Origin of the sequence: Brevibacterium sp. S111, from assembly GCF_004745075.1 — a bacterium.
GTDB lineage: Bacteria > Actinomycetota > Actinomycetes > Actinomycetales > Brevibacteriaceae > Brevibacterium.
Genome location: NZ_RHFH01000019.1, coordinates 1 through 19,891 on the forward strand (window position 1 = coordinate 1; position 19,891 = coordinate 19,891).

General features: G+C 64.8%; 18 protein-coding genes. 7 read left to right on the top strand and 11 right to left on the bottom strand.

Annotation, left to right across the window (positions count from 1 at the left end; genetic code table 11):
• Positions 1 to 326 precede the first annotated feature (326 nt).
• Positions 327 to 1,289: an endonuclease domain-containing protein gene (locus tag EB836_RS18540; protein WP_240690081.1), complete on the top strand. Its 963-nt coding sequence runs from the start codon at positions 327 to 329 to the stop codon at positions 1,287 to 1,289.
• A gap of 164 nt (positions 1,290 to 1,453) precedes the next feature.
• On the opposite strand, the gene EB836_RS16215 is transcribed toward EB836_RS18540, so the two are convergent.
• Complete coding sequence (locus tag EB836_RS16215; RefSeq protein ID WP_135542253.1) at positions 1,454 to 3,274, bottom strand: NAD(P)/FAD-dependent oxidoreductase; 1,821 nt, start codon at positions 3,272 to 3,274, stop codon at positions 1,454 to 1,456.
• A 114-nt stretch (positions 3,275 to 3,388) separates the two neighbouring features.
• Between EB836_RS16215 and EB836_RS16220 the strand changes: the two genes are divergently transcribed.
• Positions 3,389 to 4,549, top strand: a complete 1,161-nt coding sequence (locus EB836_RS16220) for a GAF domain-containing protein (protein WP_240690083.1) — start codon at positions 3,389 to 3,391, stop codon at positions 4,547 to 4,549.
• Here the strand turns inward: EB836_RS16220 and EB836_RS18545 are convergent, their stop codons facing one another.
• Both EB836_RS18545 and EB836_RS16235 read right to left on the bottom strand, forming a co-directional pair.
• Positions 4,550 to 5,872: a helix-turn-helix domain-containing protein gene (locus EB836_RS18545; protein ID WP_240690085.1), complete on the bottom strand. Its 1,323-nt coding sequence runs from the start codon at positions 5,870 to 5,872 to the stop codon at positions 4,550 to 4,552.
• A 62-nt stretch (positions 5,873 to 5,934) separates the two neighbouring features.
• Positions 5,935 to 7,278 carry an MFS transporter gene (locus tag EB836_RS16235; RefSeq protein ID WP_135542257.1) on the bottom strand — a complete coding sequence of 448 codons (1,344 nt, stop codon included), beginning with the start codon at positions 7,276 to 7,278 and terminating at the stop codon, positions 5,935 to 5,937.
• Positions 7,279 to 7,364: 86 nt separating this feature from the next.
• On the opposite strand from EB836_RS16235, the gene EB836_RS16240 reads away from it, so the two are divergent.
• The gene (locus EB836_RS16240; RefSeq protein ID WP_135542259.1) at positions 7,365 to 8,114 is read left to right on the top strand and encodes a helix-turn-helix transcriptional regulator; all 750 of its coding nucleotides are present in this window, start codon (positions 7,365 to 7,367) and stop codon (positions 8,112 to 8,114) included.
• A 36-nt stretch (positions 8,115 to 8,150) separates the two neighbouring features.
• Here the strand turns inward: EB836_RS16240 and EB836_RS18550 are convergent, their stop codons facing one another.
• The 4 genes from EB836_RS18550 to EB836_RS16255 all read right to left on the bottom strand — a co-directional run bounded on the left by EB836_RS18550 (position 8,151) and on the right by EB836_RS16255 (position 11,978).
• A complete protein-coding gene (locus tag EB836_RS18550; RefSeq protein WP_240690086.1) occupies positions 8,151 to 8,633 on the bottom strand; it encodes a hypothetical protein in 483 nt (160 codons plus the stop codon).
• A gap of 2 nt (positions 8,634 to 8,635) precedes the next feature.
• The gene (locus tag EB836_RS16245; protein ID WP_240690088.1) at positions 8,636 to 9,658 is read right to left on the bottom strand and encodes an aminotransferase class V-fold PLP-dependent enzyme; all 1,023 of its coding nucleotides are present in this window, start codon (positions 9,656 to 9,658) and stop codon (positions 8,636 to 8,638) included.
• Complete coding sequence (locus EB836_RS16250; RefSeq protein WP_135542261.1) at positions 9,651 to 11,024, bottom strand: MFS transporter; 1,374 nt, start codon at positions 11,022 to 11,024, stop codon at positions 9,651 to 9,653. Before EB836_RS16250 ends, EB836_RS16245 begins: the two co-directional genes overlap by 8 nt.
• Positions 11,025 to 11,132: 108 nt before the next feature.
• Positions 11,133 to 11,978 (bottom strand): DUF1989 domain-containing protein, encoded by an 846-nt coding sequence (locus tag EB836_RS16255; protein WP_135542263.1) that lies wholly within the window; start codon positions 11,976 to 11,978, stop codon positions 11,133 to 11,135.
• A 137-nt stretch (positions 11,979 to 12,115) separates the two neighbouring features.
• On the opposite strand from EB836_RS16255, the gene EB836_RS16260 reads away from it, so the two are divergent.
• Positions 12,116 to 12,394, top strand: a complete 279-nt coding sequence (locus EB836_RS16260) for a hypothetical protein (protein ID WP_135542265.1) — start codon at positions 12,116 to 12,118, stop codon at positions 12,392 to 12,394.
• A gap of 108 nt (positions 12,395 to 12,502) precedes the next feature.
• A complete protein-coding gene (locus EB836_RS16265; RefSeq protein ID WP_205683399.1) occupies positions 12,503 to 12,955 on the top strand; it encodes a carboxymuconolactone decarboxylase family protein in 453 nt (150 codons plus the stop codon).
• A 29-nt stretch (positions 12,956 to 12,984) separates the two neighbouring features.
• On the opposite strand, the gene EB836_RS16270 is transcribed toward EB836_RS16265, so the two are convergent.
• The 4 genes from EB836_RS16270 to EB836_RS16285 form a co-directional block, all read right to left on the bottom strand.
• A complete protein-coding gene (locus tag EB836_RS16270) occupies positions 12,985 to 14,508 on the bottom strand; it encodes a tripartite tricarboxylate transporter permease (RefSeq protein WP_135542266.1) in 1,524 nt (507 codons plus the stop codon).
• Positions 14,505 to 15,071 (bottom strand): tripartite tricarboxylate transporter TctB family protein, encoded by a 567-nt coding sequence (locus EB836_RS16275; RefSeq protein ID WP_167854493.1) that lies wholly within the window; start codon positions 15,069 to 15,071, stop codon positions 14,505 to 14,507. The genes EB836_RS16270 and EB836_RS16275 overlap by 4 nt, the downstream gene beginning before the upstream one ends.
• On the bottom strand, positions 15,068 to 16,000 hold the full coding sequence (locus EB836_RS16280) for a tripartite tricarboxylate transporter substrate binding protein (RefSeq protein WP_167854494.1): 933 nt from the start codon (positions 15,998 to 16,000) through the stop codon (positions 15,068 to 15,070). The genes EB836_RS16275 and EB836_RS16280 overlap by 4 nt, the downstream gene beginning before the upstream one ends.
• Before the next feature lie 363 nt (positions 16,001 to 16,363).
• Positions 16,364 to 17,650 (bottom strand): adenylosuccinate synthase, encoded by a 1,287-nt coding sequence (locus tag EB836_RS16285; RefSeq protein ID WP_135542272.1) that lies wholly within the window; start codon positions 17,648 to 17,650, stop codon positions 16,364 to 16,366.
• 316 nt (positions 17,651 to 17,966) lie between these two features.
• Between EB836_RS16285 and EB836_RS16290 the strand changes: the two genes are divergently transcribed.
• On the top strand, positions 17,967 to 19,244 hold the full coding sequence (locus EB836_RS16290; protein WP_240690090.1) for a PLP-dependent aminotransferase family protein: 1,278 nt from the start codon (positions 17,967 to 17,969) through the stop codon (positions 19,242 to 19,244).
• A 108-nt stretch (positions 19,245 to 19,352) separates the two neighbouring features.
• A complete protein-coding gene (locus EB836_RS16295; protein WP_135542274.1) occupies positions 19,353 to 19,874 on the top strand; it encodes a hypothetical protein in 522 nt (173 codons plus the stop codon).
• Positions 19,875 to 19,891 lie beyond the last annotated feature (17 nt).

The following is a 19,891-nucleotide window of genomic DNA, read 5'->3' on the forward strand; positions in this document are numbered from 1 at the left end:
GTTCCGAAGCACCCACGTCCAGTCCGAGACTGCGTCCCGGACCAATCAGTCCTGCCCAGCATCAGCCGGCAAGACTATTCGAAGAAATCTTGGTCACCCCTTGACGAAAACCATAGGGGCACCCCCCCAGGCTCTTTTGCGATGCGAGCAAAGAGTTCCGGACGATCTGTGCGGAATTCTGCCCGAAATTCCCGCACAGATCGTCCGGAACTCGGCTGACGGCTCCCTCCTGACTCGCGCAGCGTTGCCTGTGGACGGTGATTCTTCATCCACAGGCCAGATTCTTCCTATTCTGTTTCCTCGCCCGGTCGACGATGCTGTCGTCTATGTCCGATGACGTCCGCTGGCAGATGCATGACTTTCCGCAGGTGTTCCGTACACGGGACCATGCAGAACGGGGAATCACCCGGCACAGTCTCTACCATTCGAAGCGCTACGAGGAGGTGCTCCCGGGCGTGAGGATGGACCTCGAGAAGTTCGACCGGTGCGCGGCACCGGTCTGGGCCGACGCCGCATGGCGCTTCGATGCACAGAGACTCCGCGCTGCTCTCCTCCTCTACCCCGCCATCGCTGCCAGTCACGCATTGGCCGCGAGGCTCTATGGATGGCCGCTTCCGTCCAACTGGCTGGATTCGCACCTCCACGTCTCGCTCACGAACCCGAACTCACGAATCAGACTCTCCGAGATCACTCTGCGTCGGATGACGTCGATGTCGGTCAAGCGGTGGTTCGGGCTGCCGATCCTCGCACCTGAGGACGTCATCATCGGTATCGCCGGCGACTTGCTCCAACGCGATCTAGTGAAAGTCATCGACGCTGCCGCCGGCAATTGGCACGGACCGCCGCAGATCCGCCTCGATGAGCTTCGCGTCTCTGTTCGCGGACGCCCCTTCGTCCGCCAACGACAGCACCTCATCGAGGCGGTCGATCTCGCTCGTCCGACTGTCGACTCTCCACCGGAGACGGATCTGCGTCTGTGGGCCGTTGCGGTCGGCCTTCCCGAACCAGTCGTCCATCCGAAAGTCCCCAGCCGCAGTCTCGGGCGCATCGTCGAACCGGATCTCGGGTACCCCGAAGCCTTACTCGCTCTGGAGTACGAAGGCGGTCACCACTTCCAGTCGAAACGACAGAGGGAAAACGACCTCAAACGCGATGAAGCGCTACGGGCCGAGGGATGGACCGTCCTCCACGTGACAAGCAACGTCGACTACCGACAGCTTGAGACTCAGATCCGGCACCACCTCGGGCTCGCGTCCCGCTCTCGTCCAGGCGGTGGCCGATCGGGGTGAGGCATCGGGGTTCTCGTCGGTTCGCCTTGCCCTCGCCGCCGGAGCCGAACCCCTCGCGACGGGAGCCGAAATCAAGTTCCGGACGATCTGTGCTGAAATTGTGCGCCAACTTCAGCACAGATCGTCCGGAACTACCTGAAGTTCCCGCGGCCGTCGACTGCACCTCAGCTCAGGTGGTGCACCTCCTGCAGACCATAGACCGGGGTGTCGATCCCTTCGTGACGGGCCTTGAGCTGCAGGGCCAGGTAGAGCGAGTAGTGCCGTGACTGGTGGAGGTTGCCGCCCATGAACCACAGGTTCTCCTGCTGCGTGGGCTTCCACATATTGCGCTCTTCACCCTCCCACGGGCCGGGGTCCTTCGCGGTGTTCGAGCCCAGTCCCCAGCACTTGCCGACTTTGTCGGCCGTCTCCTGGTCGACGAGGTCTGCCACCCACCCGTTCATCGAGCCGTAGCCGGTGGCATAGACGACGAGGTCGGCAGTCAGCTCGGTGCCGTCATCGAGAACCACTGAGTTCTCGGTCAGGTGGTCGACTTGCCCCTTGACGAGCTTCACCTTGCCGTCGGCGACGAGCTCGGCGGATCCCACGTCGATGTAGTAGCCGGAGCCGCGGCGCAGATACTTGAGGAAGAGCCCGGATTCGTCATCACCGAAGTCGAGTTCGAACCCGGCGTTCTCCATCCGCTGGTAGAAGTCCTTGTCGCGTTCCTTGATCTGGTCGTAGAGCGGGATCTGGAACTCGTGCATGATCCGGTAAGGCAGCGAGGCGAAGATGAGATCCGCCTTCTCCGTCGTCACACCTTTGGCCAACGCGCGCTCGGAATACAGGTCCCCCATCGCGATATCCACGAGCGAATCGCTCTTGACGATGTGCGTGCTCGAACGCTGCACCATGGTGACGTCGACATCGTTCTCATACAGTGCGCCGCAGATGTCGAAGGCCGAATTGTTGCTCCCGATGACGACGACCTTCTTGCCCGCGTAGGCATCGGGGCCGGGATGCTGCGAAGAATGCTGCTGCTCGCCCTTGAACACGTCAGCGCCAGGGAACGTGGGGATGTTCGGTTTGCCCGACATGCCGGTGGCCATGACCAGGTGAGTGGGGCGCAGCGTGAGCTTCTCCCCGTTCCGCTCGACGTCGACCGTCCACTGACCGGCGTCTTCGTCATAGCTCGCCGAGCTGGCCGTCGTCGAGGACCAGTACGGGATCTCCATCACCTTGGTGTAGAACTCCAGCCAATCCGCGATCTTGTCCTTCGGTGCGAACACCGGCCAGTTGTCCGGGAATTTCAGGTACGGCAGGTGGTCGTACCAGACAGGATCGTGCAGGCACAGCGACTTGTACCGTGACCTCCACTGGTCGCCCGGCCGCTCCCACCGGTCGACGACGAGGGCGGGAACTCCAAGCTGGCGAAGGCGAGCGCCCAGAGCGATTCCGCCCTGTCCCCCGCCGACGACGAGGATGTACGGGTCGGCGGTCTTTCCCCAGGAGGCGTCCTCCTCGGCGAGTTTCTCCGACCAGCTCTTCCGCTCGGGATCGACTCCGTGCTCCGCGCCCATGATGCGGCGGGTGCCGCGCGGCTCTTCGTGTCCGGCGATTTCCTGCAGTGAGGTCAGGACGGTCCACGCTTTGGTGCCGTCCTCGTCGATGAGACGGACGAGTCCCTTGCCCCGCCCCACCGAGGTGGTGAAGGTGAACCAGGCTTCGGTCACCCCATCTGCTTCCGCGGCGGGTTCGCTGAGTTCGAAGTTCATGGGCGAGACGCGCTCGAGGTTGTGCGTCAGCAGGTCGGTGACCCCTTCGGGGTTCTCCACGGTCTTGAGGTTCCAGGTGAAGGACACCAGGTCTCTCCAGTAGCTGGCCGTGGCGAACAGTCCAGCCGCGGCCGGGATATCCCGGGCCCGCAGAGCCGATTCGAATTCGTTCAACCACTCGGTGGCGATGTCGTCTGCAGTCAGCTGCCGGCGTTCGATCGTCGTTGTCATGATCACTCCTCTTCGTTGAGCTGTGTGAGTCCAAGCTATGTGCGGCCGGCCCCGGAAGGAAGAGTTGCATCAAGTTGCATGGCCATGCGCGAGGACCGCCCCTATACTCAAGACATGCCTCAGCCCGACCTGGCACACCTCGCCAGGGATCTGACACGCATTCACGATGCCGTGATCACCGGTGGTTCGCCGCCGGTGCAACCGCGCGCGCTCGTCAAGCGCTCGTGGGATCGGATGCTGCGCCTGGGCCTCGATCCTGCAGGCGGCAACCGGAGGCTCGTCGCCGCCGAGGCGGATGTCGAGGCACGCAGGCAGCGGTCGAAGCTGCGCCTGATCATCGACGAGATGAAGACAGTGCTCCTCCAGGCTCCGGACGCCGCGACCTTTATCCTCGTCGTCACCGATGCCGAGGGTGTCATCCTCTGGCGCGATGGAGCCACCGTCGCACGCCGTCAGGCCGATGGTCTGGGCTTCGTCGAGGGTGCGCACTGGTCGGAATCGGTCGTCGGGACGAACGCCATCGGCACGGCCTTGGCTGAGGAATCGCCCGTGCAGCTGTTCTCTGCCGAACACTTCGAATCCTCACAGCACCCGTGGTACTGCAGCGCGGTTCCGATCCATGACCCCACCGACGGCACTTTGCTGGGAATCGTCGACATCAGCGGTCCTGCACTGACTCTGCATCCGACGGTGCAGACCCTGGTCAACACCGCTGTTCGTCTCGCCGAAGCGCGGCTGCTGATCATCCAGCAGGAACAGCTGTCGAACCTCCGTGATCGCATGTCGACGATGCTGCAGGGCTCTCAGGGTCCTGCTCTGGTCGTCGACGACGCCGGCTGGGTCGCCTACCAGCAGGGGGTGAGGAGCCGCGACCGAATCGAGGTGCCCTCACCGGACCGCACGATCCTCATCCCGGGAGCCGGACTCTGCCTGCCCGAGAGGATCACCGGAGGCTGGCTGCTCCGGCCCTCCGGAGACCGCCAGGCGGCAGTGGTGCTCCGGCTCTCTTCCGACCCTGCCGTGCTCGAGGTCCACTCAGGGGCGGATCCGCTGACCGTTCCGCTTACGCCCCGCCACGCACAGATCCTCGAGGCGGTCACCTCGGCGGGGACAGCCGGCATCAGTGCCGCAGAACTCAGCCGGACGCTCTACGGTGACTCCGACCGGCTGGTCACGGTACGCGCCGAGGTGTCCAGGCTGCGACGATCGATCGGTGCACTGCTCGCCACCCGCCCCTACCGCTGGGCCGAGGGAGTCAGCGCGCGGGTGGAGTGATCACTGCCTCCCAGCACCCCGATACGTGCCGAAGTTCCAGAGCACGCCCTCGGGGTCCTGGACGCTGAAGTCGAGTGACCCGTAGTCCTGTTCGGTCAAGCCCACGACTTCGGTGGCCCCGGCACTGATCGCACGACGGTAAAGCTCCTCGACACGGTCCGTTGCGATGTAGACCGAGCCGGAGGCGACACCGGTCTTCGTCATCACTCCCCCGTCATCGCGGACCGAGCCGAGCATGATTCCCCCGCCTTGGGGCCAGGCCAGTTCGGCGTGGTCGACCCGTTGCGAATCCTCGGCGTTCGTGTACTCGACCACGACCTCGAATCCGAAGGCCTCGCACAGGAAGGCGATTGCGGCCTTCGCGTCCCGATAGCGGAACGTCGGCCAGATGTTCGCTGCGGTTCCATTCGACATGTCAGCTCCTAGAGTTCGATCCTCAACGGACAGCTCTCTGCTGCCCGTTACCCCTCTATCGTGGATCGACCGCCTCGGCGAGGTCTTGGACAAATGGGAACTGCCGCCGCTGACGATCGGATCCTCTTTCAGCCACTGTCGAGGACTCGTTCCGGTCAGTATCTTGAAATCGCGGTTGAGATGAGATTGGTCGGCATAGCCGCACACCGTCGCGATCTCGGCCAGCGAAGCAACAGGAGGGTCGATCATCCTCCGGGCACGATCGAAGCGCATGACACGGGCTGCCTCCTTGACCCCGATGCCGAACTCGGCACGGAACTGGGCGTTGAGATGCCGTCTGCTCCACCCGATGCGATCGGCGAGGAGTGAGACCGGAAGCCGTCCACGGCTGGCCGCCATCTCCCGCCATGATTCGAACACCTCCGCTCGAGGCTGCGCTTCCTCATCGACGACCCGCAGCAGCACCTCGTCGATGGCATCGAACCGAGCGGACCAGCTCGTCGCGTCGTTGACGCGCTCATGGAGCTCGGCGGCGATCGGAGCCGAGACCTCGCCGAGGTCGTAGGTGCGGTGGGCGAAGTCGACCGCCGGCATTGCGAAGAACACCCGCGGAGCGAAAGGCGTGAAATTGATCTGGATTCCGGCCATCGTGCCGTTGTGCCGGATGTGCGTCGCCCGCAGATGAAGCCCCGCCAGCAGGACGTCGAAGTCCTCGACGTCTCCGGTCTCCGGATCCGATTGGCGCAGCGGCCGGCCGATCGAGACGATGAAGGTCATCGCCCCCGAGGGCAGGCCCAGGTGCGTCCCCGCGGGGACGCCTGAGATGTCGTAGCCGACGTAGTCGCCGACATAGGGCCGCAGACGCGGATGCGGGCTGCGGGTGAGGTCGTCGCCGGATGCCGCAGACATGCACCCAGTGTATGCCCGCCTCCTCGGCGAGGGCCCTCCCACATCCTGCCGGCTGCGACGACTCACCCGCGCAGCACGACCTCGCGAGAATGCGCGCCACGTGCCCGAATGTGTCTGTCCTGGCTGGCGAAACCGCCGATGACCAGCTGGACCACGAGCATCACCAGCAAGGTGATGAGCGGGACGGTCCAGGACCCGGTCACTGTGTGCAGCCAGCCGATGCCGATGGGACCGAGGCCGGCGAAGAGGTAGCCGAAGCCCTGCGCCATCGTCGACACGTGCCCGGTGTGGTGGGCGTCGGGCGAGCGCCACACGATATAGGACAGCGACAGACTGATCGTCGCACCCTGTCCCAGACCGAGCAGCGTCATCCACACATAGGCGCCGCCCGTGGGAGCCACCAGCAGCCCGGCAAACCCCGCAGCAGTGAGGACGAAGGCGGCAGCAACACCGAGCCAGCGCGGCCGCAGCCGTTGCGCTGCCGCAGGGGCGAAGAGGCAGGTGATGATCGCCGGGAATGCGGAGAAGGACAGCATCCAGCCTGCTTCGTCGGCGGGCATCCCGCTGTCCTGCAGGATCGAGGGCACCCAGGTCAGCGCGGCGTAGTAGCTCATCGACTGCAGCCCCATGAAGCCGGTGACCGCCCAGGCGATCGGGTCGGTCAGTATCGAGCGGAACGGCGGTTCACCGGCTTCGCTGGCAGCGTCTGCTGCACCGTCATGGCCGGCGACCGTCCCTGCGAGGCGGCCGGGGCGCCGACGCATCTGCGGGATCCACAGCAGCGCGGCCAGCACCGCGGGGACAGCCCAGATCCCCAGAGCCCAGCGCCAGGAGCCGCCGACGATCGGCAGCAGCGGGACGGTCAGGCCCGAGGCCGCCGAGGCTCCGAGGAACAGCGCCGTCGAGTACAGGCCCATCATCAGGCCCACCCGGTGGGCGAAATCGCTCTTGATCGCTGTGGGCAGCAGGACGTTGCCGACGGCGATCGCCGCGCCCACGAGCACCGTTCCGGAGAACAGCGCGAGCAGGCTCGGCTGCAGACGCAGAGCAATGCCGGCGGCGAGGATGATCATGACGAGCCCGAGCACCCGGTGCACGCCGAATCGGCGCGTGAGTCCCGGAGTGAGGAACGCGAACGCGCCGAAGGCGAAGACCGGGATCGTCGTCAGCAGACTCCCCACCGTCGCACTCAGGTGAAGATCGCCGAGGATGTCACCGAGCACCGGCCCGACCGAGGCGACGCCGATGCGCAGGTTGAGACCGATGAGGATGAGCCCGGCGCCCAGGACGAGCAGAGAGATTCTGCCCCGTCCGCTCGTCATCCTCCGCTGGAGTGGATCGGTGAGCGTGGTGCCGTGCTCGGTGAGGGAGAGCTCCTCGTTCGCATTCGGGTCGGATCTCTTCATGTCGTCCTTCGTCGTCGCGCAGTCGGTCAGTGCTCGACCATTCAATCGCGAACCGCCTCGGCGGGGAACCGTTAAACTGACGGCAGATGAACAAATTCAGCCACGAATCGCTCAGTCCGGAACTCATCCACCTGCTCGGCCACGATGAGCGCACCCCGGCCCACACCCATGCGCTCGGCCACCTGGTCTACCCGGCGACCGGCGTGCTGTCGCTGGTGACGAGAGACGGCTCGTGGATCGCTCCGTCCAATCGCGTCGTCTGGGTGCCCGCGGAGTTCGAACATCAGCACCGCGCACATGGGGCGACCGACATGCGCGTCGTCTTCCTGCCCGAGTCGATGGCCACATCCCTGGTGCCGCATCCGGCGGTTCTGGCGACGACGCCGCTGGCCAGGGAGGCGATGCTCGCACTCACCGGCCCCAGGCGGCGGGAGAAGGAGAGCACGGAGCGCCTGCGCCTCGTCGTCATCGATGAGCTCTCGGCCACCGGCGAACAGCCGCTGCACCTGCCCGAACCACACGATGATCGACTCCTTGCCGTGACGAAGCTTGTCGAGGAGGACCTGTCGACCCCCGTCTCCCTGGCCGAGCTCGGTCACCGGGTCGGCGCGAGTGAGCGGACGCTGTCCCGCCTGTTCCAGCAGGAGACGGGGATGACCTTCCGCCAGTGGAGGGCCGAGCTGCGGGTCCACCGTGCGCTGCTGCGACTGGCCGACGGGATGAGCGTCTATGACACCGCCGCCGAATGCGGGTGGGCGAACCCCGGCTCGTTCATCCTCGCGTTCACCTCCTTGGTCGGGATGAGTCCGGGGAAGTATCAGCAGTCGCTGGTGTGAGCCGGACCGTGGAGCTCAGCTCCTGCGTTCGTCGGCTCAGTCTTCGCTGGCGCGGGCGAGCAGCTCGGTCAGCAGCGCCTCGGTCACGGCCGTCGGCAGGGCTTCGATGAGCGCCATGAGCGGCCCGAGCCTGCCGGGAACACCACCGCCGGTGCCTGCGAGCCTGAGCAGCAGGGCGCACATCGCCGGGCTCGGCCGATTGCCCCGTGGATAGAGCGCCCGTGCGATCCTCGCAATCGATGCCGCCGAGTGCGGTCTCTTTCCCCGCACCCGATCGGCCGAGCCGGAGACGGCTGCCAGCAGATCGGGCATCACAGTCTCCGTGACCGGGGTGATGGTGAGGTGGACGCTGCGGGGCAGAGACGTGCCGTCGGACTGGGCGTAGCCTGGCTGGTGCTGGAGCATGAACCCCGCCGTCCGCACCTCGTCGGCCAGGCGATGCGGATCGACCCGGCGTCCGGCGGGCACGGATGGGTCCGCGATGAGGGCGAGCGCCGGCCCGGTGGGCCGTCCCCACACGGTCAGGCCGTCGATGTTCTCGACCGCGGCGATGATCGCCTCGGTGGTCCGGCGGCAGGAGGCGACCGCCTCGGCGTAACCGTCATGCCCCAGATAATTGATGACCGCCCAGGCTGCGGCCAGCGGGGATGCCGACTTCGACCCAGCAGCGTGGGATTGACCACGGGATAGGCCGGCCAAGAGTTCGTTGCGAAGAACTGTGCGCGGTGCCGGCGGCGGCCGCGGTGCAACAGCACAGAAACGCCCTTCGGCGCGTACCCGTACTTGTGGAAGTCCGCGGAGATGCTCGTGACGCCGGGCACCGCGAAGTTCCACGGCTGCGTACCCGACCACCACGGCAGTGCCAGTCCCCCGAAGCAGGCGTCGACGTGCAGCGACAGCCCGCGTTCACGGGTGCGGCCGGCCACCTCGGCGATGGGGTCGATCGCTCCGGTCGGGTAGGCCGGTGCCGAGAGCACGACGAGGGCGACATCGTCATCGAGGCGGTCGATGATCTCACCGGCACGCACCCGGCCGTCGGCGGGCACGGGAACGGGATCCCAATCGAGGTCGAACAGCGCCGCCGCCTTCTGGAAGGCGGCATGCACCGTCACCGAGGTGAGCAGTCGCGGCCGGCGAGTCGAGTGCGGATTCTGCTGCCGCCAGAGGTCGCGGGCGGTTTTCACGGCGAGCAGGCAGGACTCGGTGCCGCCGCTGGTGACCGAACCGAACACCTTCCCCCGGGTCCCGCCGGTGATTCCGGTGGCGAAGCGGACGAGGTCCTTCTCCATCCGCGCGATCGAGGGGAAAGTCAGCGGGTCAAGCCCGTTGAGGGGGCGGGCGGATTCCATCGCCGCCCCAGCCAACGTGTCGAGGACCTCGTGACCGGGGTCGTAGACATAGGACAGGACGCGGCCGCCGTGGGTGGGGGCGTCGGCGGTGCGCATCCGGCTGAGCGTTGCGAGGATCTCCTCGGCCCGTGGATCGAGGGGCCCGCGCCGAGGCGGCCCGGCCGGTTCCCCATGGCGGCGCGGCTGATCACTCACGGTCGACCTCATCCTTGCGCAGTCGGTACCGGGCCAAGGTCACCAAGCTGGCGACCATGAGCAGTGCCGGGATGAGCGAGAACGCCAAGGCAATGCCCAGCAGGGCCGCTGCCGGCTGGGCGACGGTGACCTCGGCGGTGGATTCGATGTAGCCGGTGACGGCCAGGACGATCGTGAGCACGGTCGACCCGAGCGCCATGCCGGTGGTCTCCCCTGCCGTCCAGACTCCACCGAAGATGCCTGCTCGATCGCCGTGGGTGCGGGCGTCGACGGAGATGACATCGGGCAGCATCGCCATCGGCAGGGTCTGCATGCCCGCATAGGCGGCACCGGCGAGGACGATCGGGGCGATGATCCAATAGCCGGGAGCCCAGATCAGCGGGATGGAGGCGAGGTTGGCCGCGAGGAAGAGTGCGCTGGCGATGACGAAGGCGCGTTCTTTGCCGAGCCGGCCGGCCACGGACTTCCACACAGCGGCGACGAGGAGCGCCGGGGCGATGAGACTGACGAAGAGCAGCGTCACCGCCCCTTCGTCACCGAGCAGCCAGCGGGCGACGAACTGGGCCGCGGCGAGCATGAGACCGGTGGTCAGCCCTTGGATGACGAAGGTGGCCAGGAGCGCGCGGAAGTGTTGGCTGTCCTTGAGCGTGCGCCAGCCGCTGCGGTAGTGCTCGAGCACCGGGATGCCCGGCGTGCGCGTGTGTTCGCCGACCGGCTGAGCCGGTGTGTCCTCGTGTCGGCTGACCGGCACGATCGTCGTGGCCGTCCAGGTGCCGATGAAGAGGAGGACGCCGGCGGCCACGGCCATGGCGAAGTACCCCAGGTACGGGTTGTCGACGAGGCCGCGGATCTCCGGGCCTCCCCCGCCGAAGATGAGGATGGCGGCGGTGAGCACGACGACGCGCCAGGTCAGCAGGTGGGTTCGTGCCGAATAGCGTGGGGTGAGTTCGGCCGGCAGGGCGATATAGGGCACTTGGAACAGGGAGAAGCAGGTGGCGGCGAGGAGGAAGGAGATGAAGACCCAGACCATTGCGGCGGCCGGCGGCAGGCCAGGTGGGACGGAGAATGTGGCGATGAAGGCGAAGGGCAGGCCGATGGCGCCGAGGATCATCGGGCCGCGACGAGTGCCCTTCGACTGCAGGGCGCGGTCGCTGAGCCCGCCGATGATCGGGTCGATGAGGACGTCCCACACCTTCGCCAGCGTGATGACGGCACCCGCGGCGAGCGCGGAGACGCCGAGGGTGTCGGTGAGGTAGTAGATGAGCACGAGGCCGGGCAGGGTGGCGAAGCCGCCGGTGCCCAGCGAGCCGAGCGCGTATCGGACCGTTGTCGTCCTCGACAGGCCCGGACCACCGTGTCCAGTCATGTTCACATGCTACGTGGCCACGGCCTCGAATGATTGCGCCCACCGCCTGACTCGGTGGCGGCCGCGGTTTCCATCGACTTCGGCCGCCGCGTATTCCCGGATATCCGCTCAGCTGCCCCAGACCTGTGGCTTCAGCCCGTGCTGTCCTCGATAGCGCGGTGACTGCGGTTCCGTCCACTCGCCGAGGAGGCTCTCCGCCAGCCGGTAGACCGTGACCTTGAGCGGGTGGCAGTTGTCCACCGGGTCCTCGTTGTCCTCGCCGAACATCGGTGCGGACAGGTCTCCGCCCGGGCAGGTCGACAGGGCTGCGAGCAGATCCTGTTCGGCGAAGAACTCGAAGTGGTCACCGGGTGTCGCCGGACAGGTCTTCATGAAGTATTCGTCGTTGTCGTTCAGCCCTGTGCACTGGAAGACATTGAGCACATCGTGGACGTCGAACTCCGTGAGGCCATAGGGCAGGACGGCCCGGACCAGATTGGAATGGCAGTGATAGTCGAAGTCGACTCCGCTCAGCATCTGTGAGACATAGGGGTCGCAACGGGTGCCCAAGGTGTCATGCAGCCGACCGCCTTCGGCGTCGGTGCCGTAGTCGGCAAGGGTGTCGCTGACGATCGTGGCCATGGGGCGGAGGAACGGCAGCGTCGACCACAGCCGATCGAAGGTGGACACATGCGCGGCTTGCAGCTGCCGGGTCCTGGCTGCCCAGAAGCGCTCCCTGGGGTCATGGCGATTCCACAGGTTGAGGTCCCCGACCTGCGGGCCTTCGACGGTCGAGATCCGACACACATGTCCGGCGGGGATGTCCCACGCCTGTCCCGAGCGGATTGGCACCGTGAATTCGTCGACGATCTTCCGGTTGTCCGTGTCCTTCCCGATCCGTCCATAGAAGTCTTTGTCGACGTCGAGTGCGGATCCCTGGTAGGCCGCTTCGGTCAGGCGTGCGTTCTGGTTCATGGTCGCCCCTCCCCTGCTGCGAATTTCGGTGGTCTGCCTGCCACGATGCCACCTTCCTGCCCGCGGCCCAAGTGCTTGCCGAGGAGGTCTATGCTGAGAAGAGAGTCGTCGTTCGCGCCGCATCGTAGGAGGTCGGAATGGCTGAAGAGGACATCGACATCGAATTGCAGGACACCGGAGAGTTCCTGGCCAGCATCCATACGGATACTGGGACGGAGGAGATCGTGCTCATCCTCTCCGATGCCGAGGACGTCTCCGACGGCGTGCTGGGCAATGACGAAGCCACCGCACGAGCCACTGTGGAATTCATGCTCAAACATCAGGCCGCCGGAGACCTGCCGGATCGGATCGACCTCGTTGACATCTCCGCAGCGTACGACGGAGGAATCGAGGCCATCCGCGACCTTCGCAGCTGAACTCCGTTTCACTGGACAGCAAGACCCAGGTCGGTCAGCTCTCTCCTGGCCCCTCTCCGAGGAGTTCCCTCCGCGGAGGCAAAGAAGAAACACACCGAAGAGAAGAAGATGACGAACATGTCGGACACTCAGCGTCTCAACATCCAAGCTGTCGACAAGAATGCCTACCAGCCGCTGGTGGCGATGGAGAAGTACATCCACAGCGGCAGTCTCGGCGAGGGTCTGCTCTCGCTCATCAAACTGCGTGCTTCACAGCTCAACGGCTGCGCGTACTGCTTGAACATGCATGCCGGCGAAGCCCGCAAGGCCCAGGTCGACCAGGTCAAGGTCGATGTCCTTGCCGGATGGCACGAAGCCGCCTCCGTCTACTCCGACCGCGAGCAGGCCGCGTTGCGCCTGACCGAAGAGGTCACGCGCATCTCCGACGGCGTCTCCGATGACACGTGGGCGGCCGCCTCGGCGGTGTTCTCCGAACAGGAGATGGTCGAACTGCTCATGGCCGTTTCAGCCATCAATGTCTGGAACCGTCTGGCAGTGGCCACCCACCAGCACCTGGACTGAGGTTCTGAGAAGATCAGTGCACCGAATCATCAGCGTCGTTCGTTCGCTGGCTGATGATCGGCACTGGTCTTCTTGCCCACCATCTTCTTCCACGGCAGGGCCGTCAGCAGTGCGAGGACGGCGATGGCGAGGAACAGCAGCACCAACGGCTGGGAGATCATGGTCCAGAAGTTGCCGCCGGAGAGGCCGAGCGCCTGCTGCAGATTTCGCTCGAGCATCTCGCCGAGGACCAAGCCGATCACGAGCAGCGCCGGAGACATGCCGACGAGACGCATGACATAGCCGAGAACGCCGAACGCCAGAGCAATGTACACGTCTGTTGCGGAGTTGTGGATGCTGTAGCAGGAGATGAGAGCCAACATGAGGATCGTCGGTGCCATGAAGGGCATCGGAATGGCCAAAATCTTTGCGAGCAGAGACGAAGCACTGATATTGACGACGACGCCGAGGATCGCACTGATGAAGAGCGCTCCGACAATCGTCCAGCCCAGTTCCGGATTGGCATCGAAGAAACCCGGCCCCGGGTTGAGTCCGTACATCATGAGATAGGCCAGCAGCACTGCGGTCGTACCTGAACCGGGAATTCCCAGGGTCAGCAGCGGAACCATTGATCCGGAAACCGCAGCATTGTTTGCTGCCTCTGGTGCGACCAGCCCCCTGACAGCTCCCTTTCCCATTCCTGCCGAAGCAGGGGCGAGACGCTTTTCGAGCCCATAGGAGAAGAACGCCGCGATGGTTGTTCCCGCTCCGGGGAGAACACCGGCGATGAAACCGATGATCGACCCTCGGATGCCCGGCAGCGTTCCCTGTCTGAGTTCGGTCTTGGTGGGAAGGAACCGCCCCGACAGACCTTTGACCGCTTGCGAGTTCATGCCCATGTTCGTGCTCGCGAGGATTTCACCGATGCCGAACACGCCGATGATCGCCACAATCGGATCGATGCCTTCGAGGAGTGTGAACGTGCCGAAGGTGAAGCGCGGAAGCCCTGACTGCAGCTCGATTCCCACCGTGGAGATGGCCACCCCGATGACGACTGCGGTGAGACCGAGCATCGGCGCTGAGCCGACAAGAGTGGCACTGAGGACGAGAGCCATGACGACTACCGCGAAGTAGACGGCCGGTCCGAAGGCCAACCCCATCTCCGACATGGGACCGGCGATGAACGCGAGTCCGAGGAATGCAAGGATGCTGCCGAGGAACGAGGCCAGTGCTGAAATCGACAGCGCACTTGCCGCTTTTCCCTTCAACGCCATCGGGTGACCATCGAGGGTGGTCATGATCGCGCCCGGATCGCCGGGGATGTTCAGGAGGATCGCAGAGATGCGCCCTCCGTATTCGGCACCGAGGTAGAGGGAAACCATGAGTGGCAGCGACAGCTCGGGTGGCACGGTCATCGCCACTGGAAGCAGCAGCGCGATCGCCGTCGAGGGGCCGACACCGGGAAGCAGACCCGCGACCGTACCGAGGATGACCCCGAGGAGGATGACGAGCAGCAGCGTCGGTGACGTGGTGATCGTTCCCAGAGCGCTCAACAGATCCGACAGGGTATTCATAGGTTCAGCCCTCCGAACACGAGGTACTCGAGCCAGCCGACTGGAAGCAGCACGTTCAGCCAGACATCGAAGACGAGGAAGAGGATCATTCCGATGACGAGTCCGAGAACGAGCACCCAGACCGCTTTGAGCGGTCTGAGTCGAACTCCGAAGACGAGCGTCGTCGTGAGCACAGAGAAGACTGCAGCCGCCTCGGCGAATCCGATGAGGAAGATCGATACTGTGAACAGTGCGAAGAGAACGATGCACGTGAGCACTCGTACCAGCTCGATGCCGGTCACAGGTCTGGTTTCGCCCTTTCCTCGCAGCAATGAGAACAGGCCGAGCGCTGTGGTGCCTACGAGAACGATGCCGACGACGACAGGGAACGTCTTGGGGCCGATTCCGTCTTCGCCTTCGACACTCGGCAACAGGAGAGCGTTGATGAGATAGAAGAGTGCCAGCCCCAAGAAGACGACCGCAGCGATGGTCTTCGACGCAGCTGTGCTGCCCGGCTCGATCTCAGCAGCGGTCTCCGGGCCTTCGACGGCTGCCGGACCGTCAGCCTGGGCTTCGGAACTCATTTGCTCAGTCCTACCTTCTCCAGCACTTCTCGCGATTCTTCTTCCTCGGGCATGATCACCGTCTCCAGCCATTCGTCGCCGGGCAGATAAGCGGGATTGATGCCGAGTGCATCAGACTGTTTGACGAATTCGTCCGAAGCGACGCCCTTCTTCAGCGCCTTCTGCCACCAGGCGACGGCCTCCTCGGGCATATCTGCCGGGCCGAACACTCCTCGCCAGTGGTTGATGGTGATATCCATATCGAGGTCGTGCCAGGTCGCCGCGCCTGTGCCGGGACCGTCTTCGATGGGTTCCGGGGCCGAGACCGCGATGATCTCCACGTCCCCGCTTTCGACCAGCTCCACAGCCTCCGACATTCCTGTCGAGGCGACATCGATGCGCCCGCCGAGGAGTTCATTGTTGAGGTCACCGCCGTCGGAGAATGCCACGAGATTCAGTGCGCTGAGGTCGTCGACTCCGTATTCGTCGGCGGGTCGGAGGACATTGAGCTGATCATCGCTGGGCACGGTGCCGATGCCGAAGTCGACGCTGCCCGGGTCGTCTTTGATCTGTTCGAGCACTTGCTCGGCTGAGTCGTATTCGGACCCCGACTTCACCATCCAGACCTCGTAGTCTGTGGTCAGCTGCGCAATCGGCGTGAAGTCGTCGATCGACATGTCGGTCGTACCGGTGATGTTCGACAGGAGCACACGGTTGGACTCGACCACCACCGTCGTCCCGTCATTCTCCCGTTGCAGAACTGCCGCTCGTGCAGGGTTGCCACCGCCTCCGCCCATGTTCTCAATGGTGACGAAGCTTTCGACACCCGCGTCTTCGAGTCCGTCCTTGGTGATGCGAGTCGTCAGGTCGAGGCCGCCGCCAGGGGAACCTGCCGCGATCGCGGTGACCCGAGGCGGTGGAAACCCTTCCCCGCGGTCGATTTCGGGCATGCATGCGGTGGTCGAAGCGACGAGCAGAACGCTTGCGATTGCCGCGAGCCCACGAGCTGCGCCGAGAGGAGAACGACGGTCAGCGAGAGCGCTCAACCATGTATGCGACGGCGAAAACATGGTTTCAGACGCTAGCACTTTCCCATATCGATTCTCAACGAATCTTGCGAACATGAGATGAGATTCCTGAGAGTGAAGAAATTATGTCCGCCGAAGGTGGAGTTCAGTGAAGGGCGGGGCCGACATGACTGTCGACCCCGCCCTTCACTATTCATGTGCCTCTGGTGCTCACGTTTTCAGACGGCGACGCGCGCCCTGCCCTCAGTCCGAGACGCGCTTCCTGCCCCACCGGGCCGCTGCCCCTCAGTCCAACAGGTCGTGGCGCACGATCGACTGTTCGCGGTCGGGGCCGACACCGATGACCGACATCCGGCAGCCCGAGATCTCCTCGAGCGCGAGCACGTACTTCTGCGCATTGATCGGCAGGTCGTCGAAGGTCCGAGCCGCGGTGATGTCCTCGCTCCACCCGTCGAAGTATTCGAAGACCGGCTTCGCGTGGTGGAAATCGGTCTGGGACATCGGCATCTCGTCGAAACGCTGCCCGTCGACTTCGTAGCCCACGCAGACGGGGATCCGGTCGATGCCGGTGAGCACGTCGAGCTTCGTGAGCACATAGTCGGTGAAGCCGTTGGTGCGTGCCGCGTAGCGGGCGATGACCGCGTCGTACCAGCCGCAGCGGCGCGGGCGACCGGTGTTGACTCCGAATTCGCCGCCGGCCTTCTGCAGGTATTCGCCCATCTCGTCGAAGAGTTCGGTCGGAAACGGACCGGCGCCCACACGCGTGGTGTAGGCCTTGACGATGCCGACGACCCGGTTGATCCGGGTCGGTCCGATGCCGGTGCCCACGCAGGAGCCGCCGGCGGTCGGGTTCGACGAGGTGACGAACGGGTAGGTGCCGTGGTCGACGTCGAGCATCGTCGCCTGGCCGCCTTCCATGACGACGACCTCGCCGCGGTCGAGCGCCTCGTTGAGCATGAGCTCGGTCTCGGCGACGTAGGGGCGCAGCCGTTCGATGAAGGGTTCGAAGTACTCAACGATCTCCTCGACGGAGACGGCCCGGCGGTTGTAGACCTTGACGAGCAGTTCGTTCTTCTGCCGCAGCGACCCCTCGATCTTCTGCCGCAGGATGGACTCGTCGAAGATGTCCTGGACGCGGATGCCCAGACGCCCGATCTTGTCCATGTAGGCGGGTCCGATGCCGCGCCCGGTGGTGCCGATGGCGCGTTTGCCGAGGAACCGTTCGGTCACCTTGTCCATCGTCTGGTGGTACGGAGCCACGAGGTGGGCGTTGGCCGAGACCCGCAGCTTCGAGGTGTCCGCACCGCGGGATTCGAGGGCATCGATCTCTTCGAAGAGTGCTTCGAGGTTGACGACGACGCCGTTGCCGATGACCGGGGTGACGTTCGGTGAGAGGATTCCTGCGGGCAGCAGCTTGAGTTCGTACTTCTCGCCGCCGACGACAACCGTGTGGCCGGCATTGTTCCCACCATTGGGCTTGACCACGTAGTCGACGCTGGTGCCGAGGATATCGGTGGTCTTACCTTTACCTTCGTCGCCCCACTGAGCGCCGACGACAACGATTGCTGGCATGAGAGTACTTCACCTCGAAGTGAAAGGGGATGTCATTACGCGCTAAGTCTACTGGGTCACACCGACACAACCACCAGCGGGAGCATCCGATCACCGAGGCGGCGCCACCCCTGGCGCCCCGTCCTGGCACACTCTCCCACTCACTCCCTCGACGCTCGTGACGCCGCCGACTGCGCAGAACCGCCAGCATCCTTGTTCGCCACGTCACCCGGCCCTATGCTGAAGTCACCCACGTATCACGTCGTTCGGGCAGGAGCCTTCTGAACGTCGCCGGAGCAGTCGACTTCAGGGCATCACCGCTCTAAGGAGGTCGCTCATGTCCACCACCTCAATGCACCCGGCCACGAGTTCATCGCAGAACCCTTCGCCTTCGTCGCAGAATCTCTCGCTGCCGTACGCCAGCCGACACGACAAGCTCATCGGGTCCGTCATCGATGCCTCCACCACTCTGCTGGCCGCGTACGACCACGACATCGTCAAATTCGGGATGGGGGCACCCGCACCGGACATGCTGCCGGCGAAGGACTTCGCACGCATCGCCGGCGAGGTCTTCTCTCCGGAGAACTTCACCTACGGGGAGACGAAGGGCGAACCGATCCTCATCGAGGCGCTTCACGACTACCTCGCCTCCAGCGGACAGATCCCACCCGAACAGCAGGGCAACCGCGACCGTCTGCTCATCACCTCGGGCGGGATGCAGGGCCTCGACCTCGGGTTCAAACTCTTCGTCAGCCCCGGCGACCTCGTCGCCTGCGAATCCCCCACCTACACGAACGGTTCGGCCACAGCCATGAGCTACGAGGCGGAGATCCTCGAGATCCCCGTCGACGAAGACGGCATGCAGGTCGACGCCCTCGAAGAGCACACCGCACGAACCGGGCGCGCTCCGAAGGTCATCTACACCGTCCCGACGTTCCAGAACCCTGCCGGTGTGACGATGTCCCTGCCCCGCCGCGAACAGCTGCTCGCCTTCGCCCACCGTCACCGTTCGGTCATCATCGAGGACAACCCGTACGGCATGCTCCGCTTCTCCGGCGAATCCCTGCCGGCGCTCAGCGACCTCAGCCCGAACGATCCCCTCATCTTCGGCGTCCGCACCTTCTCGAAATTCGTCGCCCCCGGACTGCGCGTGGGCTGGATCGACGTCGACCCCGAGATCCGCGAACTCGCCGTCAACGCGAAGCAGACGATGGATTCCTGCGCGGCCGTGCCCAACCAGCACCTCATCGCCCGCTGGCTGGCCGAAGGCGGCGCGGACTCCCACGTCGAGGTCCTGCGTCAGGCCTATCGCGAGCGCAAGGTCGCCATGTCCGAAGGACTTCAGCGACTCTTCCCCGGCGAGATCCGAGCCACCGATCCCGACGGCGGATTCTTCCTCTGGGTGACCTTCGACGACGAGACGATCAACACCGAAGAGCTCATGCCCACCGCTCTCGAAGAAGGCGTCGCCTACATTCCCGGGCCCGCGTTCTCCCCTGCCGGGAACTTCTCGAACGCGCTGCGCCTGTGCTTCGCCTCGGCGACGCCCGACCGCATCGATGACGGCCTCGACCGTCTCCGCCGCGCCGTCGATCGGTACCGTTCCGAACGCTGACCTCCCACCACCCCTCGCCGAGGCGGCCGGCCCGACATGTGCACAATCACACGTTGAGCGTGCCCGATTCCGGGGTTCGCGGCCTCGGCAGTCGACGATAATGGAGATATGCGTATCAGACCGATCACCACTGTTGCCCTTGCCGGTCTTCTCGCTCTCAGCGGATGCTCCGGTTCCACCTCGGACGACTCCGAGCAGGCTCCGACCGACGACGCACAGTCCCAGAGCCCGGAAGCGGCCGAAGAGACTCCCAGCCGGCAGGCCCCGACCGAGGGCTCGGACGAGGACTCCGGCACGGACGAGGACTCCGGCTCCGCCGACGATTCCGAGGAATCGCACCTGAAGCTCGACACCGGGGAGAAGACGATCACGATCGACCCCACCGATGTCTACTGCTCCGGGAAGCCGGGCAGTCTCCGACACATCATCGGCAAGACGAACAATGAGCTGCCTCTGGTCAAGGCCGAAGGCACCGATTTCGTCATGGTCAAGGTCGGTCAGGGACGGCCCTTCAAGGCGAATCATCCCAAGGGCGTCGACTTCGGCGACGAGAGCGTGACATTCGACGGAACCGAGCTCGGCACGGCAGTGCTCGACGGAACCATGACCTGCACCGACTGGGAGGACTGAGACAGCTCCCACACACT

Excerpts from the sequence above, each read along its gene's own strand:
- EB836_RS18540 (WP_240690081.1), top strand. The coding sequence starts at position 327 with ATGTCCGATGACGTCCGCTGGCAGATGCATGACTTTCCGCAGGTGTTC.
- EB836_RS16215 (WP_135542253.1), bottom strand. The coding sequence starts at position 3,274 with ATGACAACGACGATCGAACGCCGGCAGCTGACTGCAGACGACATCGCC.
- EB836_RS16220 (WP_240690083.1), top strand. The coding sequence starts at position 3,389 with ATGCCTCAGCCCGACCTGGCACACCTCGCCAGGGATCTGACACGCATT.
- EB836_RS18545 (WP_240690085.1), bottom strand. The coding sequence starts at position 5,872 with ATGTCTGCGGCATCCGGCGACGACCTCACCCGCAGCCCGCATCCGCGT.
- EB836_RS16235 (WP_135542257.1), bottom strand. The coding sequence starts at position 7,278 with ATGAAGAGATCCGACCCGAATGCGAACGAGGAGCTCTCCCTCACCGAG.
- EB836_RS16240 (WP_135542259.1), top strand. The coding sequence starts at position 7,365 with ATGAACAAATTCAGCCACGAATCGCTCAGTCCGGAACTCATCCACCTG.
- EB836_RS16250 (WP_135542261.1), bottom strand. The coding sequence starts at position 11,024 with ATGACTGGACACGGTGGTCCGGGCCTGTCGAGGACGACAACGGTCCGA.
- EB836_RS16255 (WP_135542263.1), bottom strand. The coding sequence starts at position 11,978 with ATGAACCAGAACGCACGCCTGACCGAAGCGGCCTACCAGGGATCCGCA.
- EB836_RS16260 (WP_135542265.1), top strand. The coding sequence starts at position 12,116 with ATGGCTGAAGAGGACATCGACATCGAATTGCAGGACACCGGAGAGTTC.
- EB836_RS16265 (WP_205683399.1), top strand. The coding sequence starts at position 12,503 with ATGACGAACATGTCGGACACTCAGCGTCTCAACATCCAAGCTGTCGAC.
- EB836_RS16270 (WP_135542266.1), bottom strand. The coding sequence starts at position 14,508 with ATGAATACCCTGTCGGATCTGTTGAGCGCTCTGGGAACGATCACCACG.
- EB836_RS16275 (WP_167854493.1), bottom strand. The coding sequence starts at position 15,071 with ATGAGTTCCGAAGCCCAGGCTGACGGTCCGGCAGCCGTCGAAGGCCCG.
- EB836_RS16280 (WP_167854494.1), bottom strand. The coding sequence starts at position 16,000 with ATGCCCGAAATCGACCGCGGGGAAGGGTTTCCACCGCCTCGGGTCACC.
- EB836_RS16285 (WP_135542272.1), bottom strand. The coding sequence starts at position 17,650 with ATGCCAGCAATCGTTGTCGTCGGCGCTCAGTGGGGCGACGAAGGTAAA.
- EB836_RS16290 (WP_240690090.1), top strand. The coding sequence starts at position 17,967 with ATGTCCACCACCTCAATGCACCCGGCCACGAGTTCATCGCAGAACCCT.
- EB836_RS16295 (WP_135542274.1), top strand. The coding sequence starts at position 19,353 with ATGCGTATCAGACCGATCACCACTGTTGCCCTTGCCGGTCTTCTCGCT.